The sequence below is a fragment of the Metabacillus sp. SLBN-84 genome, from assembly GCF_053629595.1.
This window is the reverse complement of the sequence record NZ_JBRJIP010000001.1, coordinates 3,253,293-3,270,925: the sequence shown is the minus strand read 5'-3', so window position 1 is coordinate 3,270,925 and position 17,633 is coordinate 3,253,293. Positions and strand designations below refer to the sequence as shown.

The window sequence follows — 17,633 nt, the reverse complement described above, 5'->3', positions numbered from 1 at the left end:
GGAATTAATGAAGTGTAAAAGGCGTTGGAACACATAACAAAGTAACAACGACCAGCTACAGCGCCTAGATCCTCTGTCAGAACAAATCCGACAAAAAAGTTAAACCCGGACTTTTCTGTCGGATTCTTATCTGCCTATCGGAGCGGGTCTTGGCGCTTCCGCTTTTGGAATTTGTCGAAAGAAAACAACCATAAAATGAACGAAATGGAATATATTTTCTTTTCCCTGCCTATACTGAAAGACAAAAGCATCGGAAGTGAGGGGTAAGAAATGTTGTTTCTTCATGATGTATGGGTGAATTGGTTCGAGGGTGAAGAAAACGGGTACAATGTGTGTCATTTTCACGAATGGAGAAAAGACGACAGTGTTGAGCTTTTAGACCAGGTTCCTCTGTTCAGAGTAAATTCAGTTTTATTCCATTATATTGAAAATGATTTGTCGGAACTGCCACAGGGACTGCTGAAGGACGCCTTTCAAAAGGCATATATCAGAAAAAATCATGAGCGGATTCAGCTTGATTATTGTTTTGTCGTTACAGACGGCGAAGGAATTCTTGCCGTTGATACAATCGGCTACAGTATTCCCGTCCGCAAAAGCCGTCTCATTCCAAGGCAGGAACAGCTGGTATATGAAATGATAAAAGATGTAGAAGCTGAAGAATATACATACGAGGCAGAAATTCTTGAAAAAGAGTTTCACATCCTCTCGCCAAGTCCATCTCAAATGAGCGGGCTTACCCGCAAGGAGAGACAGCTTAAGCAGCTGCTGTTTATGGCCCTGGATCAGCTTCAGTCAACAAAGAATGCAGCTGAAGTGAAATACTGGTATACAGAGTGGAATCCGTCTATGTACGAAACCATTCAGGACCTGAGCTTTGAGGATGTGTGGCAAAAGCTTTACAATGAGACTGTTTCAGGCTGGAGCCCAAAACACATGATTCTTACAGAAAACCTGATTAAAGGCCAGCCCTTTTTTGAAAAACTGTGGGATATGGAGCATGAATCAAAAGTAAATTAAGACAAGCTTAAAAGAAGCCGGAATTGGCTTCTTTTTCTGTTTTTGTAATCTGCTAAATAAAAAACCGGAAAAACCATTCCAAAACTTCTATTTAATAGGTAAAAAGCTGAAACAATGGTAAAATGAAAAAAAGTCATTCATTTGAGCGAGGGCATATATGATAAGTGAAAAAGTAAATGTGGAAGAGCTGCAGGCAGAGATTATCGAATTGAAAAGGCAGCTTCGGGAACAGGAAGAACTGATCAGAGATATTTCTGTTCCGATTATTCCTTCGATCATACCGGAGACCATTCTTGTGCCGATTACCGGGAAGCTTTCATCAGAACGGTTTGATATGATTACGTCTAAAATCTTGGAAACATCTCACGCAAATGAAGTCGCTACTGTCATCATCGATTTTACCGCCATATCAGAACGGGAAATCGGGGAGGTAGAACTGTTTGGATCCTATATCCAGCAGTTGACGGCCGCTGTAAGGCTCATGGGCATTCAGATTCTGTTCGTCGGTTTTGGCCCTGCTGTCATCCAGCTGTTAATTTCATCTGGCTTATCAAACGGCCAGGACATCAAGACATTCTTAACCTTCCGGACGGCACTGCAGTACTTAATGGTGCAAAAAGGCATGGAGTTTGAAAAAATGTAGCAGGTATAAAAAAGGAGAGAGCTCTTTATTGAGCACTCTCCCTTTTTTATTTTCGTTTTCTTCCAAGACCCATAGCGCTTTCCATCTTTTTAATCATTTTTCCTGCCTGTGCGTTTGCACGTTCAGCCCCGCGGTCAAGGATTTCGTCAAGTTCATCTGATTCAACAAGGGCATAGTATGTTTCCTGAATAGGCTGCAGGGCGTTAATCACGGCAGCAGCGGTATCCGCTTTAAAATCTCCGTAGCCTTTTCCTTCATATTTTTTCTCCAGGTCTTCGATGGAAATGCCTGAAAGAATGGAATAGATGGAGAGAAGGTTAGATACACCCGGTTTGTTCTCTTTATCAAATTTTACAATGCCCTCCGAATCGGTAACCGCGCTTTTGATTTTCTTTTCAATCACTTTAGGATCGTCCAGCAGTGTAATGAAAGCTTTCTGGTTTGGATCTGATTTGCTCATTTTTTTCGTCGGATCTGCAAGGGACATAATCCTTGCACCGATCTTTGGAATACGCACTTCAGGGACGGTAAAGATGTCATTGTATTTTTTATTAAAGCGTTCAGCTAAGTCTCTTGTGAGCTCCAGGTGCTGTTTTTGGTCTTCGCCGACTGGAACGAGATCCGTTTTATATAGTAGAATGTCGGCTGCCATTAGAGGCGGATAGGTTAACAGACCGGCAGAAACGGCTTCTTTGCCAGCCGATTTGTCCTTGAACTGAGTCATTCGCTCAAGTTCGCCGATGTAGGCCACACATTGCATCATCCATCCAGCCTGTGCGTGCGCCGGAACCTCTGACTGAATGAACAATGTTGCTTTTTCAGGATCAAGTCCAACAGCTAAATATAGTGCTGCAAGGCTTTTTATGCTTTTGCGGAGCTGCAGACGATCCTGCGGCTGTGTAATTGCATGCTGGTCGACAATGCAAAAATAGCAGTCATAGTCATTCTGCAGGTCCACAAACTGTTTCATAGCTCCGATATAGTTTCCTAACGTAACATTACCTGTGGGCTGGATGCCCGAAAAAATGGTCTTCATTTTCCTCACTCCTTCTTAAAATAACGCAAAAAAGCCCATTCGTCCCCTTGAACTAAAAGGGACGAATGGACCGCGGTGCCACCCTGATTATTTCTGTAATAGAAATCACTTGACGTCTTTTATCGCAAGACGAAACGGCTGATCCTACTTTAAATTTCAGTCAGCTGCTCAAAAGTCCATTCCGCAGTGTTTATTGTCCGCCTTTCACCAGGCAGCAGACTCTCTGAAAAATAAGGTCACTGTGTACTACTCTTTCTCATCGCGTTTACATGTTATTTCCTACATTATAGTGGCTTGCGCTGTGATTTTCAACTGTTCATAAATAATAAACAGCAAGAGATGCAAGCATCGTGGCCGCAAGCAGCAGTCCGGCAAGCAGGAACGGTGTATATTGAACCCGCAGGAGTTCCGAAAAGAGTCTCATTTCCTCTACTTCCTTCTTTTCAAGGTCCCGGCCTTTGGATTGAAAGGTTCTTCTGAACCCTTGAGTGATGCCGTCAAAGAATCCGCCTTCAGCCACTAAAAGGAATAGGGAAGCAAAGAGCAGAACCCCGGAAATGTAAAATGAAATATTGATATAATGGAGCAGGCTGATCTCCTGATAGAAAAGCAGTGAAAGCAGAAAGACTAGAACAAATGACACGGTGAAGGCTGATAAAAATAATTTTCGATTCATAAATACCCTCTTTTTTCTTTTTATATTACTAAATTACGGGGATGTTCAATAGTTTTTTTATATTGAAATATATAAAAAAAATTATTGTGAGAAAAGTAATACTACTCAGAATATTGTCAGTTTCCCTGCAAAATAGTTTATTAGCTATTGTTGTATATTGTATACATTTTTAATTTTACTTACAATTTAAAATCTTTACAAAGGCAGTGCTTCTGGCCATTTTTATGTTAAATGAATGAAATATCATGAAGAAATACCGTAGATAATATAGGCATAAAGAACTATTTTTGCTTTAAAAAAGTCTTAATTTTATTGCATTTGTGTAAATTTTATTAAAAAAATGAATGTACAAAAATTCGAAAGCTTGTATAATAGTGTTTGTAAGAATTTTTTAAAAATAAAAGGGAGGGTAATAAATGAAAAAGTCAAAATTTTCATTGCTTTTAGTCCTTTCGCTTGTACTGAGCGTTTTCTTAACTGCTTGCTACGGCGGAGGCGGATCCAGTTCTTCTGATGGAGGAGAAAAAGACAAAGACTCTAAAGAAGCAGCTGATGTTCCTCAGGAGCTGAAAGTACTTGAATCTTCTGAGATTCCATCTATGGACTCAGTTCTTGCAGAAGATACAATCAGTTTATCTCAATTAAACAATACGAATGAAGGTTTATACCGTATTGATGAAAACCAGGAGCCGATCCCGGGCATGGCTGACGGCGAGCCGGAAGCTAACGAAGACGGCACTGAGTACACAATCAAAATTAAAGAAGATGCTAAATGGTCAAACGGAGAGCCTGTAACAGCAAATGACTTTGTATTTGCATGGCAGCGCGCTCTTAACCCTGATACTGGATCTGCTTACGGTCCATACATGATGATGGGTAAAATCAAAAATGCTGAAGCATTATATAATGGTAAAGCTAAACCTGAAGATCTTGGAGTAAAAGCTCAAGATGAAAAGACACTTGTTGTCACTCTTGAAAAACCGATTCCTTTCTTCAAGTCATTAATGGCATTCCCAACGTTCTACCCGCAAAACCAAAAGTTTGTTGAAGAGCAAGGCGAAAACTTCGGTAAAAAGTCTGAAAATTTAGTGTTCAACGGACCATTCACAATCGCTGGATGGGAAGGACCTGCTGATACTGAATGGACTTTAGAGAAAAACGCTGAGTACTGGGATGCAAAAAATGTAAGTCTTGAGAAAATTACGTTCAACGTATCTAAAGATCCTCAAGCTGCAGCAAACGCATTTGAAGCTGGAGAAGCTGATGTAACTCCTAAGCTTTCAACACCTGCTGTTATCGCTCAATACGATGGTGACGACCGCCTGAAAAGATGGTTAGAGCCTACAATTTTCTGGTTGAAATTAAACCAAAAGAACGAAGCTCTTGCTAACGTGAACATCCGTAAAGCAATTGCTATGGCATTCAACAAAGAAGATTTAACGAACGAAATTCTTAACAACGGTTCTAAACCGGCTAACTATGCAGTACCTGCTGAATTTGTTACACACCCTGAAACAGGCGAAGATTTCCGTGAAGTTAACAAGGATCTTCTGACTTACAACCCTGAAGAAGCTAAAAAGCTTTGGGAAAAAGGATTAGCTGAAATCGGCCAGGAAGAAGTTAAGCTTGTATACCTTGGCGGAGACACTGAAACATCTAAAACAGTTGACTCTTACATGAAAGACCAGCTTCAAAACGCGCTTCCTGGTTTAACAATCGACGTTCAAAGCGTACCTTTCAGCGTGCGTCTTGACCGTGACAAAACGATGGATTACGACATCCAGGCTGCTGGATGGGGTCCTGACTATCTAGACCCGATCTCATTCTCTGATCTATGGATCACAGATGGCGGAAACAACAGAATGGCATATTCAAACGAAAAATATGACAAACTTCTAAAAGACGCTCAAACAACTCTAGCTAATGATCCGGCTAAGCGTTTCGCTGCTCTTCAAGAAGCTGAAAAAGTACTATTAGAAGAAGATGCGGGTATCGCTCCTATGTATCAGCGTGCTTCAAACCTTCTGATCAACAAAAAGGTTGAAGGCTTTACGTACCACCTTGTAGGACCTGAATACAGCTACAAGTGGATTAAAATCACTGACGCTGAGTAATTTTTTGTTGCAGTTACCAGAAAAATGATTATAATCAAAAAGAATAAGAAGAGAGTATATCCGATATACTCTCTTTTTACCTGCTAAAGAATTGTCGAATTATGTAGATGATTCTGAATTTTTATATAGTTCCAGGAGGTGCACACATGGTCAAATATTTAGGGCAACGCATGATTTACATGTTAATCACATTGATATTAATTGCCTCTTTCACATTTTTCCTAATGAAACTGATCCCCGGTACTCCATTTAACAGTGCCAAGCTTTCTGACTCGCAAATTGAGATTATGAAAGAAAAATACGGGCTGGATGAACCTGTACCAGTGCAGTATATCACCTATATGACCAATATTGTAAAAGGTGATTTTGGAGTATCTTTCCAATTCGACAACACTCCGGTATCTGAGCTATTGGCTGCTCGTATCGCCCCTTCTGCAACCCTCGGATTTCAGGCAATGTTTGTAGGAACACTATTTGGGATTTTTCTAGGTGTCATTGGTGCTTTGCGGCAAAACACCTGGGTGGATTACGGAGCAACATTTTTTGCTGTCATAGGAAAATCCATTCCGTCATTCGTTTTTGCGGGACTCCTTCAATATTACGTTGGCGTTAAACTTGGATGGCTTCCTGTTGCATTCTGGCGCGGGCCTGAGTACAGCATTCTGCCGACGATCGCTCTTGCGATGTTCCCGATTGCGATTGCTGCCCGTTTTATGAGAACGGAAATGATCGATGTTTTGAATTCTGACTACATCACGCTTGCCAAAGCAAAAGGTGCAAGCTACTTTGAAATTGCGTTTAAACATGCGCTCAGAAACGCGCTGATTCCTGTTGTAACGGTTCTTGGACCTCTTGCAGTAGGTTTGATGACAGGATCTCTTGTCATTGAAAAGATTTTCTCTGTACCGGGTCTTGGAGAGCAGTTCGTTAAATCGATCACTGTTAATGATTATCCGGTCATCATGGGTACAACCCTGCTGTTTGCATTCCTTTTTGTCGTCATCATTCTTGTTGTCGATATCCTTTACGGCATCATTGACCCACGAATTCGTTTAGCGGGAGGTAAAAAATAATGGCAGAAAAAGAAATCAGCAAAGAATTGTTCCAGCCCGCTAAAATTGATTCCTCTAAGAGTGAAGAGATTAACAAACCAAGTTTAAACTACTGGCAGGACGCCTGGCTTCGCGTAAGAAAAAACAAAGCTGCAGTTGCAAGCTTAGTTGTCATCGTATTATTGACGCTGCTTGCTTTTATCGGGCCTGCTGTCAGCGGATATGATTCAGCCCGCCAAAAAGCGACGCACTCCAACCTGCCGCCCCGCATTCAGGGACTTGAAAATGTGAGCTGGCTTCCATTCGACGGGACAAGAACCCTTAATAATGGAGAAGAAGTGAATGTGTACGAGCAAAAACAAATTAAAGAGTACTACTGGCTTGGAACAGATAACCTTGGACGAGATCAGTTCACGCGTATCTGGAAAGGAACGCAGATCTCTCTTTACATCGCCTTCCTTGCAGCCTTTATTGATATGGTAATCGGAGTTGCCTATGGAGCTATTTCAGGCTACTTCGGCGGACGCATTGACAATGTCATGCAGCGTATTATTGAAGTACTGATGGGAATACCGAACCTTGTTGTTGTTATTCTCATGATCTTAATTTTGAAACCTGGTATTATCTCAATCACTGTAGCCCTGACGATAACTGGATGGGTCGGAATGGCGCGGGTCGTGCGTGCGCAGGTTCTTAAACTTAAAAATCAGGAATTCGTTCTTGCTTCCAGAACGCTTGGTGCAAGTCATTCGAAAATTATCTTTAAACATTTAATCCCGAACCTGGTCGGTGTCATTATCATCAATACGATGTTCACGATTCCGAATGCGATTTTCTTTGAAGCATTCCTGAGCTTTATCGGTCTTGGACTTCAGGATCCGATTGCTTCACTTGGAACGCTGATTGATGAAGGATTCAAATCAATGAGAGCATTCCCATATCAAATGATTTACCCTGCGATCGTAATCAGTGTCATTATGGTTGCATTCAATATGATTGCTGACGGACTGCGCGATGCGCTTGATCCGAAAATGAGAGACTAGAGGGCAGGTGAATAGACGATGGAAAAAATACTTGAAGTAAAAGACTTGCACATCTCCTTCCATACATTTGGAGGAGAAGTACAGGCAATCCGCGGAGTTGACTTTGACCTGAAAAAAGGAGAGACACTTGCCATTGTAGGTGAATCCGGGTCAGGGAAATCGGTTACGACTAAGTCAATCATGCGTCTGCTGCCTGAAAGCAACTCTGACATAAAAAAAGGCCAGATCCTTTTTGGCGGCAAAGACCTTGCCAAGCTGAGCGATAAACAAATGCAGAAGATTCGAGGAAAAGACATCTCTATGATTTTCCAGGATCCGATGACCTCTTTGAACCCGACAATGATTGTCGGCAAACAGATTATGGAACCAATTGTGAAGCACCAGAATATGAGCAAATCACAGGCGAAAGAGAGAGCGATTGAGCTGCTTCGTCTTGTAGGGATACCAAAGCCCGAGCTTCGCTTTAAGCAATATCCGCACCAATTTTCAGGCGGTATGAGACAAAGGGTTGTAATTGCAATTGCTCTTGCCTGCAATCCCAAAGTCTTAATTGCGGATGAGCCGACAACAGCTCTTGATGTTACGATTCAGGCCCAGATCCTTGAGCTGATGAAGGATCTTCAAAAGAAAATCGATACATCCATTATTTTCATTACGCATGACCTTGGAGTCGTGGCAAACGTTGCTGACCGGGTAGCAGTCATGTATGGCGGCAAGATTATTGAAATCGGCACAGTCGATGAAATTTTCTATAATCCTCAGCATCCATATACATGGGGATTAATCAGTTCGATGCCAAGTCTTGATTCTCAGGACCAGGAACTGTATGCCATTCCGGGTACGCCTCCGAACTTGCTAAACCCTCCAAAAGGTGATGCATTTGCTGCCCGTAATGAATATGCGATGCAGATTGACTTAGAAGAGCAGCCTCCAATGTTTAAAGTGTCCGATACCCATTATGCGGCAACATGGCTGCTCCATCCGGACGCTCCTAAAGTTGAACCGCCGGCAGCTGTTAAACTGCGCCAGCGCAAGTTCCCTGAAATCAAGGAGGGAAAATAACACATGCAAAAAGAAAAACTTCTTGAAGTGAAAGATCTGAAACAGCACTTTAATGTAGGAAAATCGAATGAAGTGAAAGCTGTTGACGGTATTTCGTTTGACATTTATAAAGGCGAAACACTTGGACTTGTCGGAGAATCCGGATGCGGAAAATCGACAACAGGCCGTTCAATCATCCGTCTGTATGAAGCAACCGGCGGAGAAGTGAAGTTTGGCGGAGTCAATGTCCACGGAAAAAAATCAAAAGCTGATTTGAAAATCTTTAACCGTAAAATGCAAATGATTTTCCAAGATCCTTATGCTTCATTAAATCCGAGAATGAAGGTTTCTGACGTTATTGCCGAGGGAATTGATATTCACGGTCTTGCGAAATCAGACAAAGAGCGCATGGAGCGGGTATATGAGCTGCTTGAGACAGTTGGTTTGAACCGGGAGCATGCGAACCGCTATCCTCATGAGTTCAGCGGAGGACAGCGCCAGCGTATCGGAATCGCCCGCGCGCTGGCTGTAGATCCTGACTTCATTATTGCCGATGAGCCGATTTCAGCGCTTGATGTTTCGATTCAGGCTCAGGTTGTCAACCTGATGAAAAAGCTTCAGCAGGAAAAAGGTCTTACGTACCTGTTCATTGCCCATGACCTTTCCATGGTAAAATACATCAGTGACCGCATCGGTGTTATGTACTTCGGAAAGCTTGTAGAGCTTGCAGATGCAGAAGAGCTTTACAACAATCCGATTCATCCTTATACACAGGCTCTATTGTCTGCGATTCCGCTTCCGGATCCGGACTATGAGCGCACGCGCATCAGAAAAAAATATGATCCTGCCCAGCATCAATACACTGCAGGAGATGAACCGCAGTTCCGCGAAGTAAAACCAGGACATTTCGTTATGTGTTCAGAAGCGGAATTCAAACAATATCAGGCAAAATATACGAACTAGCTATGTTGAAGTGACCTCTTTTAAAGAGGTCGCTTTTTTATATTTCAAGGAAGTGGTTGGCAAATCCTGTTGGAATTTGTAAAAATAAGTCTCATTACATGTATGAACCTCTATACCTGTCATTTATAATAAGAAGAAACTAGCCAAAAAGGGGTGGTAACGTGGCTTTTTATAGGAAGATTTTTCCTGCCGCATTGCTTGCGTTCATACCTGTATTAGCAGGGGGACATCAGGCACAGGCGGATTCCGTTTTAACCGCATCCGTTCATGAGTCTAAAGAAATCGTTCATCAGCTGAAAGAGCTTCCGGAAGAAATGTTCCGATTTCTGTTTGATTCAGGCCTCGTGTTTCAGTACCCTGATGCAATCAGAGGGATTTATGTGACAGGCCATTCAGCAGGAGGCAGCAAGTTCAGCCAGCTCACAGACCTGATTGATAAGACAGATTTAAATGCTATGGTTATCGATGTGAAAGATGATTTTGGAAACCTGACCTACATGCCTGAAAAAACGTCGCCTTATATCGGGATCAGCAAGCAATACATAAAAGATCCGCGGGCCATGCTTGAACAGCTTCAGAAGAAGAACATCTATCCGATTGCAAGGGTCGTTGTATTTAAAGATTCTGTACTTGCGCAGCAGAAGCCCGAGTGGTCGTTTCAGGACGGCAGCAGCGTATGGAAAAACGGCAGGGGCGAATCATTTGTTAATCCATTTATGAAGGAAGTATGGGACTATAATGTGAATATTGCCATCGAGGCAGCTAAATTAGGCTTCCAGGAAATACAGTTTGATTATGTCCGGTTTCCGGAAGGCTTTGAAAACAAAGATGCAGCCCTTACCTACAGTCAGGGAAAATATGGTCAGTTAAAACAGGATAATGTTCAAAAAAGGGTAACAGCGGTAACGGATTTTGTAGCCTATGCAAAAGAAAAGCTGAAGCCATATGGCGTCAAGGTTTCTGTTGATATTTTCGGATATACAGCAACCCTTCCGGAAGCGCCGGGCATCGGGCAGAACTTCTCGAAAATTTCAAGCCATGTAGATGTCATCTCCTCTATGATTTATCCGAGCCACTGGACGGCCTATTTCGGCATAGAAAAACCCGATCTGAAACCTTATGAGCTGATTACAGAATATGCGAAACTTGAAAAGAAAAAGCTGGCAGAGCTGAAAAACAGTCCCGTCTCAAGGCCTTGGCTTCAGGACTTTACCGCCTCGTGGCTTGGCTCCGGCAATTATAAAAAGTACGGAAAAGAAGACGTGGAAGCCCAAATCAAGGCGCTTCAGGATCAGGGAATCGATGAATATCTCATATGGAACGCAGGGAACAATTATACAAAGGGCGTTGATTATACTCCGTAAAAAAGAGGCTGGGACGTAACTGTTTTAGTCATGAAAAAACCGAACTAGCCATAGCCAGTTCGGTTTTTCGTGTTAAAAGACTAGGAATGGATCCGTATTTGTGGTGTTTTATCACGAGTACTGCCAATTGTATGGTAGGTGGATCCTTTTTTGTGGCACACGTTCTATTTCGCCTCTAACAACACTTTGCCTCGTCTATTGAACCCGGTAAATGTTCTAATCCGCTGTTAATAACAACTTCTCATGTACTATGAGGTTAGAAAGTGCTCTAATCCGCCTTAAATCCCTTTACCTATTGTTTCCGTCCGCCGACTTTTCTCCAGCCGGCCTGTGTTTTCAGGGTGTGATCCACGTGTTCATTCTTCTTTTTTCCGGCAAAGATGGTTTCTCCAATTCCGTTTGCCATAACTCCCATAAAGGCGGTAATTCCGATAACGAGTGCTGCCACAATCAGAAAATCTATTGCATATTCAGCCAAATCCATCACCATCCCATTATTTACTATATTTTTATAGTAGCTCATGTTTAACACTAAGGAAAGAGGGTATATCTAATTTAGAGAGAAACGAACGTTAACGAACAGCAAGGAGCGGGTCAATGAACTGGTATGAGAAGCTTAATCAGTACTTTCCTGTTGAGGAAATGAAATCAAAAGAACATATGGAAACTCTTCTGAAAGAGCGGGGTGATATTTATTATAAAGATGAAGGGGAACACCACGTTCTCATGTATGCCGAGCTTGATGATTTTATCTTCATTGATTACTTATTTGTTGCCAAGTCAGCAAGAGGCCAGGGACTGGGCCATAAGCTGATTGCGAAACTGAAAGAACTCGGAAAACCAATACTTTTAGAGGTGGAACCTGTGGATGAAGATGTACTTGATACAGGCAAGCGGCTGAAATTTTACCAGAGAGAAGGCTTTCAGCATGCAAAAGCGATTGGATACAGAAGAAAATCCCTCGCAACGAATGAAGTCAATCCAATGGAAATTCTGTACTGGTCACCTGATGATGCAAGCGAAGAGAAGATCTATGAAGCGATGAAAAAGACGTATTTGCTTATTCATACTTACAAAGACAAAGAATTCTATGGGAAAAAATATCAGGATGTTCAGGATGTCCTGTCGATAAACGACCGGGATGATTCAAAAGACATTTTTGATAATCTGAATTAATTGAGAATCCTGCTGTCCACTTGCGAATGACAAAACCTGCAGAACGCAGGAATTGGCAAGTGTAAAGAGAGTTTTCCCGCCACTTTACGGAATTGTAACTGTTTTGTCAAACATTTGTATTTAAAAAGTGTATACTTACTTACTTTTCTATAGTATAATCCTTTATAGATATTACTTAATTAAAGTAATTTCAATCTAAATACAATTCATCTTACTTATATAGCAGTATGCTCATTTACACATAAAGGAGTGAAAGGTTTATGGTAACGTTATATACATCACCAAGCTGTACTTCTTGTCGTAAAGCTAAAGCATGGTTGGAAGAACATGAAATTCCTTATACAGAGCGCAACATTTTCTCAGAGCCTTTGTCGGTAGACGAAATTAAAGAAATTCTGCGCATGACAGAGGACGGAACGGATGAAATCATTTCAACTCGTTCGAAGATTTTCCAGAAATTGAACGTAAACGTTGAAACGATGCCTCTTCAAGATCTGTATGATCTGATTCAGGAGCATCCTGGTCTTTTGAGACGCCCGATCATTATTGATGAAAAGCGTCTGCAGGTCGGATACAACGAAGATGAAATCAGACGATTCCTTCCAAGAAAAGTACGCACATACCAGCTGCGCGAAGCACAGCGTTTAGTTAATTAACTGACAGAAAACCTTCCTTATCATTTAAGGAAGGTTTTCTTTTTTTTCCATGCGCTGATAGATAAAGCCAGCAGCTGTCAGGAAGAGGATAAGCAAGTACGGAAGCAGCGTGCCCATGCTTGGATGGGTATGGAAGATTGGTGCAAGCTTATGCTCATGGATAATCATTTTACCGGCTGTATAGGCAAGCATGCCTCCCCCGATGTAGACGAGAGCGGGATATTTGTCCAACAGCTTTAAAATCAAATTGCTCCCCCAGATCATAATAGGAATGGAGATTAAGAGCCCGATGACGACAAGCACCGTTTTCCCTCCTGCAGCACCTGCAACGGCAATGACATTGTCCATGCCCATCAGCATATCCGCCGCCACAATCGTCTGCACGGCTTTTCTCAGTGACTGGTGGCTTTTAATTTCTCCTTCCTTCTCTTCTGACCCGACAATAAGATGATAGGCGATATAGAGAAGAAGAATCCCGCCGATCAGCTGTACGAATGGAATTTGAAACAAATAGACCGCGACTGTTGTAAGCAGAATCCGGACGACAATGGCAAAAACCGTCCCGAGCACCACAGCTTTTTTCCTCTGCTTTGGCGGAAGGTTGCGGCTTGCCATTGCAATGACAATCGCATTGTCCCCGCCGAGCAGTAGATCAATGCCGATAATCATAACTAAAGACATGAGAAATTCCTGTTCCATTCAAGTACCTCTTTCTGTGTAATTGACTGCTCGTACCAAGTATATGAACGAAAAGATGAAATATGAGCTTATCCTTCTGGGCAAATAACTGTTTTTGTAAATCCTGAGGTTTTTTTATTTCATTCAGAGCAGTTTTATCATAAAATAGGAGTACAAGAAGCTTGAAAGGCAAGTCTCAATTTCAAGACAAGTTTTAAACGCCTGCAATGCGCTGCGCTGACGATTAAATAGGTGCTGATTTGGGTAAAGTGTAAAAAAGTGCAACTTATTTAGGGGTTTAGTTGTCCCTTCAACATCATATAAAGAAGGGAAGGTTGTAAAGATGGAGATAGAACGTATTAATGAATATACCGTAAAGTTTTATATTTCATATCTTGATATAGAAGAGCGCGGTTTTGACAGAGATGAAATCTGGTACAACCGCGAAAGAAGCGAAGAGCTTTTTTGGGAAATGATGGACGAAGTGCATGACGAAGAAGATTTTATGGTCGAAGGACCGCTTTGGATTCAGGTTCAGGCGCTCGACAAAGGGCTTGAAGTAATCGTGACAAGAGCCCAGCTTTCAAAGGACGGCCAGAAAATTGAGCTTCCCTTGTCTGAAGATAAAGTAAAAGAACTGCCTGTTGATGAAAATATTGAATCCATCCTCGATCATCATTTCAGCGATGACCTTGATGAAAAATCAGACAGCTCGCAGGATGAGGAGGAACAGCAGCTTGAGTTCCTTGTGAAATTCAATGATTTTGAACACCTTATTTCTTTGTCGAAAGTACAGCTCAGCGGGTTTACAAACGCGCTTTATTCCATGGAGAACCGGTATTACCTCTTTGTGGAATTCAACGATGAGCACTCAGACGAAGACATTGAAAATATGCTCAGTGTTATACTCGAGTATGGACAAGAATCACGCATGACGGTTCACCGCGTTGCCGAATACGGCAAACAAATTATTGCCGAAAACGCATTGAGTGTTATTAAGCAGCATTTCAGCTGAAGATCTAAAAGCCGATTTCATTCTGATTGAAGTCGGTTTTTTTTAGCCAATAGCGGCCATCACCTTTATAGAGTCAGGGGAATCACATGAAGAATACAGTCCGTGTTTTTTTATTTACAGCATTAATAGGAATAGGCATCTACCTTCTTCAAAACGTGACAGGCAGTATTTCAAGCGAATGGCTTCTGACGGCTGTGACTGTTTTGTTTACATTTTCGATTATCTTCATCGGCTTTGTTATCTTTCTTGAAAACCGCAAGCCATCGCAGACGATTACATGGCTCGTTGTCCTTGGAAGCTTTCCGCTGATTGGTTTTTTGTTCTACCTTGTGTTTGGAAGGAATGTAAGGAAGCGGAAACTGTTTGACAGAAAGGCGCTTGTTGATGAAAAAATCATGTTTGAAATTGAAGGGAATCAGCGCTCTTATGAAGATAAGATCGACTTAATGGGAGACCACCAGCAAATGCTTTTTAATCTGGCCCATAGGCTCGGCCATACACCGATTTCATTTGCAACGCGGTCAAAAACATTAACGAACGGGAAAGAAACGTTCGACCATATCTTCAGCGAAATCGAAAAAGCCGAGCATCATGTCCACTTGGAATACTATATTGTCAGACACGATGAAGTAGGCTGCAAGCTCAAAGATCTCCTGATCAAAAAAGCGAAGCAGGGTGTTGAAGTCCGCTTCTTATTTGATTCAGTCGGCAGCTGGAAGCTGTCTAAATCCTACATAAAAGAAATGCGCGCGGCAGGCATCGATGTGGTCTCTTTTTTGCCTGTTAAAATGCCGTTTTTAAATAATAAAGTTAACTTCCGCAATCACAGAAAAATCGTCGTTATAGACGGAACTGCAGGATTTGTCGGCGGGCTGAATGTCGGAGATGAATACCTGGGGAAAGATGCGTACTTCGGCTTCTGGAGGGATACGCACTTAATGGTGCGCGGAGAAGCCGTCCGCACACTTCAAATGATTTTTCTGCAGGACTGGTACTATATGACCGGAGAAAACCTTGTGAAGAAGGAGTACATGACACCGACTGTGCAACTGGAAGAACATGAAGGCGGAGTACAGATTATTGCAGGAGGGCCCGATAATAAATGGGAAGTCATCAAAAACCTGTTCTTCTCCATGATTATCTCTGCCAAGGATTCCATCTGGATTGCATCACCTTATTTTGTTCCGGATGAGGATATTCTATCTGCGCTTAAGGTAGCAGCCTTAAGCGGTGTGGATGTCAGACTCCTCGTGCCGCGCCGTCCCGATAAAAAAATTGTCTTTTACGCATCAAGGTCGTATTTCCTTGAACTGCTTGAAGCAGGAGTAAAGATCTACGAATATAAGGAAGGCTTCATGCACAGCAAAATTGTCATCGTCGATTATGAGCTTGCCTCAATCGGAACGGCAAATATGGATATGAGAAGCTTTCATCTGAACTTTGAAGTCAACGCTTTCCTGTACAGAACACGAAGCACACAGAAGCTGGTCAATGACTATGAAAAAGATATCTTGGACTCTCATGAGATTATCATGGATGAATTTGAAAAACGGCCGTTCAAACAGAAATTGTTTGAATCCATGTCAAGGCTGCTTTCGCCATTGTTGTAGGGCATACCTAAAGAGGTGTGTCTTTTTTTGTGCTTTCTTTCTCCTGTATATTGTATAATGGAAAAGAATTCTAAATAGGAGCTGATAGATAAACATGCTGATAGCCAAAGATGCTGATGGCAGACTGATCAATCTGACATCGATAAGGAACGGTCATTCAGATCTGCACCGTATGCGCGGAAAAACGCATTACTGTCCCGTGTGTGAACATCCCCTTGACCTGAAAGCGGGCAGCATTAACATTCCTCATTTTGCCCATCAGAAACTGAAATCCTGCCTCATCGACCACGAGCCTGAATCAGACTATCACCTGAACGGTAAGATCCAGCTGTACGAGTGGCTGAAAAGTCAAAACATGGTCCAAACAGAAATGGAACGCTATTTTCCTGAGATTATGCAGAGGCCGGACGTTTATGCAGACACAGGGCAAAGAAAAATTGCCGTCGAATTTCAGTGTTCAGCCCTACCTGCCGCCCAGTTTTATAAACGAACTTCGCAGTATAAGCAGGCAAATATTGAACCGCTCTGGATTCTTGGAGCAAAAAACGCGGTAAGATTAAGCAGCAGCACCTTTCGCATCTCTCCGTTTCAATGGCTTTTTGCAAAACAGGGGCCTGATATTCTTGGTCCACCATATCTCCTGTCTTATTGTTCGTCCCTTCAGGCTTTTCTTCTCATCGAACACCTCATCCCATTTTCCAAGCAAGTGTTCACATCCATTCCCTCAGTCAAACCCATCCGTCATATCTCCCTTCACGATGTAACTCCGCAGGCAGCGCCATCGCCAAAAAATTGGACACAGTGGCTGAACCTCGTCAAAATGCACCGGCTTAAGCCGCACATCCACTTATCAGAAGAACTGAAATCCCTTCAGCAAACTCTCTATGAAAAAAAGCAAATTCCGCTGTCATGTCTTCCTTCAGAAGCCTTCATTCCTGTCGCGACTGGATATCTTTTTCATACAGCTGTTTACGTTTGGCAGACAAAGATCCTGCTTTTTATAGACTCTTTATCTGTGCGTTCAGTCTTTCAGCTGCAAGATGCAGGAAATGAAATAAAGCGTGACCGCCAGATTGTAAGACGTGATATCAGCCATTTGAAGCACGTATCCATCGGAGCACCTGTCCGGGCTTACCTTGAGGCGCTGACTCAAACAGGATTGATCGAAAAGGAAACCACCTATTCATACAGAAAAACGGCAGAGCTGAACTGGACTCAGAATCAGGAGGAGCTTTTAAAAAGAGACAATGAGCTTTTAAACAAAAGATAAATGAGTATGAACAGGGGGGAGATGCAGCAACCTAAGGACAAAACGAAAAATGGAGGAATGAGTATGTTTTATAAGAAGAAAAAGAAAGCGACTTTATTTGATTTTACTGTAACAGCAGCAAGCACGGGAGCCATTGCCTACATCCTTGCAAAATCGATGCAGAAACACGAGGGAGAAAATGACGGACCCCGTCGGGAAATGTCTGATGTTGAGTGAAAATAGCAAGACTCTTCAATTGATTTGATAGAAAATATAGAATATTATTGGAGTAATCATGTT

18 protein-coding genes and 1 other annotated feature are annotated in these 17,633 nt (G+C 42.2%); of the genes, 14 read left to right on the top strand and 4 right to left on the bottom strand.

The genetic code is table 11. From position 1 onward, the window contains the following. Positions 1–270 precede the first annotated feature (270 nt). Both RKD52_RS16720 and RKD52_RS16715 read left to right on the top strand, forming a co-directional pair. The gene (locus RKD52_RS16720) at positions 271–1,017 is read left to right on the top strand and encodes a YjbA family protein (RefSeq protein WP_369732216.1); all 747 of its coding nucleotides are present in this window, start codon (positions 271–273) and stop codon (positions 1,015–1,017) included. Between the two features lie 157 nt (positions 1,018–1,174). Continuing rightward, positions 1,175–1,660: an STAS domain-containing protein gene (locus tag RKD52_RS16715; RefSeq protein WP_454100596.1), complete on the top strand. Its 486-nt coding sequence runs from the start codon at positions 1,175–1,177 to the stop codon at positions 1,658–1,660. Positions 1,661–1,706: 46 nt separating this feature from the next. Here the strand turns inward: RKD52_RS16715 and trpS are convergent, their stop codons facing one another. Both trpS and RKD52_RS16705 read right to left on the bottom strand, forming a co-directional pair. Next, a complete protein-coding gene (gene trpS / locus RKD52_RS16710; RefSeq protein ID WP_454100595.1) occupies positions 1,707–2,696 on the bottom strand; it encodes a tryptophan--tRNA ligase in 990 nt (329 codons plus the stop codon). Positions 2,697–2,750: 54 nt separating this feature from the next. Next, positions 2,751–2,965: a binding site (T-box leader), on the bottom strand. Between the two features lie 47 nt (positions 2,966–3,012). After that, positions 3,013–3,372 carry a DUF3899 domain-containing protein gene (locus tag RKD52_RS16705; RefSeq protein WP_454100594.1) on the bottom strand — a complete coding sequence of 120 codons (360 nt, stop codon included), beginning with the start codon at positions 3,370–3,372 and terminating at the stop codon, positions 3,013–3,015. Between the two features lie 416 nt (positions 3,373–3,788). On the opposite strand from RKD52_RS16705, the gene RKD52_RS16700 reads away from it, so the two are divergent. The 6 genes from RKD52_RS16700 (at position 3,789) to RKD52_RS16675 (ending at position 10,949) form a co-directional block, all read left to right on the top strand. Then, on the top strand, positions 3,789–5,486 hold the full coding sequence (locus RKD52_RS16700; RefSeq protein WP_454100593.1) for a peptide ABC transporter substrate-binding protein: 1,698 nt from the start codon (positions 3,789–3,791) through the stop codon (positions 5,484–5,486). A gap of 146 nt (positions 5,487–5,632) precedes the next feature. Next, positions 5,633–6,559 (top strand): oligopeptide ABC transporter permease, encoded by a 927-nt coding sequence (opp3b, locus tag RKD52_RS16695; RefSeq protein ID WP_426863965.1) that lies wholly within the window; start codon positions 5,633–5,635, stop codon positions 6,557–6,559. Beyond that, positions 6,559–7,581: an oligopeptide ABC transporter permease gene (opp3C, locus tag RKD52_RS16690; protein WP_454100592.1), complete on the top strand. Its 1,023-nt coding sequence runs from the start codon at positions 6,559–6,561 to the stop codon at positions 7,579–7,581. The genes opp3b and opp3C overlap by 1 nt, the downstream gene beginning before the upstream one ends. Positions 7,582–7,599: 18 nt before the next feature. Then, positions 7,600–8,643: an ABC transporter ATP-binding protein gene (locus RKD52_RS16685; RefSeq protein ID WP_369732223.1), complete on the top strand. Its 1,044-nt coding sequence runs from the start codon at positions 7,600–7,602 to the stop codon at positions 8,641–8,643. Between the two features lie 3 nt (positions 8,644–8,646). Further along, complete coding sequence (locus tag RKD52_RS16680; RefSeq protein ID WP_454100591.1) at positions 8,647–9,585, top strand: ABC transporter ATP-binding protein; 939 nt, start codon at positions 8,647–8,649, stop codon at positions 9,583–9,585. A 161-nt stretch (positions 9,586–9,746) separates the two neighbouring features. Further along, positions 9,747–10,949 (top strand): putative glycoside hydrolase, encoded by a 1,203-nt coding sequence (locus tag RKD52_RS16675; RefSeq protein ID WP_454100590.1) that lies wholly within the window; start codon positions 9,747–9,749, stop codon positions 10,947–10,949. Between the two features lie 292 nt (positions 10,950–11,241). Here RKD52_RS16675 and RKD52_RS16670 read toward each other — a convergent pair whose 3' ends face one another. Continuing rightward, entirely contained in the window at positions 11,242–11,427 is a 186-nt protein-coding gene (locus RKD52_RS16670; protein WP_454100589.1) for a hypothetical protein, read from the bottom strand. Positions 11,428–11,546: 119 nt separating this feature from the next. Here RKD52_RS16670 and RKD52_RS16665 point away from each other — a divergent pair, with 119 nt between their 5' ends. Beyond that, positions 11,547–12,125, top strand: coding sequence for a GNAT family N-acetyltransferase (locus RKD52_RS16665; RefSeq protein WP_454100588.1), 579 nt, complete (start codon positions 11,547–11,549; stop codon positions 12,123–12,125). A gap of 260 nt (positions 12,126–12,385) precedes the next feature. Beyond that, on the top strand, positions 12,386–12,781 hold the full coding sequence (gene spxA, locus RKD52_RS16660; protein WP_029282609.1) for a transcriptional regulator SpxA: 396 nt from the start codon (positions 12,386–12,388) through the stop codon (positions 12,779–12,781). 24 nt (positions 12,782–12,805) lie between these two features. On the opposite strand, the gene RKD52_RS16655 is transcribed toward spxA, so the two are convergent. Further along, positions 12,806–13,480 carry a TerC family protein gene (locus RKD52_RS16655; protein ID WP_029282607.1) on the bottom strand — a complete coding sequence of 225 codons (675 nt, stop codon included), beginning with the start codon at positions 13,478–13,480 and terminating at the stop codon, positions 12,806–12,808. A gap of 322 nt (positions 13,481–13,802) precedes the next feature. Between RKD52_RS16655 and mecA the strand changes: the two genes are divergently transcribed. The 4 genes from mecA to RKD52_RS16635 all read left to right on the top strand — a co-directional run bounded on the left by mecA (position 13,803) and on the right by RKD52_RS16635 (position 17,570). Beyond that, complete coding sequence (gene mecA, locus RKD52_RS16650) at positions 13,803–14,474, top strand: adaptor protein MecA (protein WP_454100587.1); 672 nt, start codon at positions 13,803–13,805, stop codon at positions 14,472–14,474. A gap of 86 nt (positions 14,475–14,560) precedes the next feature. After that, entirely contained in the window at positions 14,561–16,084 is a 1,524-nt protein-coding gene (cls, locus tag RKD52_RS16645) for a cardiolipin synthase (RefSeq protein WP_454100586.1), read from the top strand. A gap of 94 nt (positions 16,085–16,178) precedes the next feature. Continuing rightward, positions 16,179–17,354, top strand: coding sequence for a competence protein CoiA (locus RKD52_RS16640; protein ID WP_454100585.1), 1,176 nt, complete (start codon positions 16,179–16,181; stop codon positions 17,352–17,354). A gap of 21 nt (positions 17,355–17,375) precedes the next feature. Continuing rightward, positions 17,376–17,570 (top strand): hypothetical protein, encoded by a 195-nt coding sequence (locus RKD52_RS16635; RefSeq protein WP_454100584.1) that lies wholly within the window; start codon positions 17,376–17,378, stop codon positions 17,568–17,570. Positions 17,571–17,633: the final 63 nt, after the last annotated feature.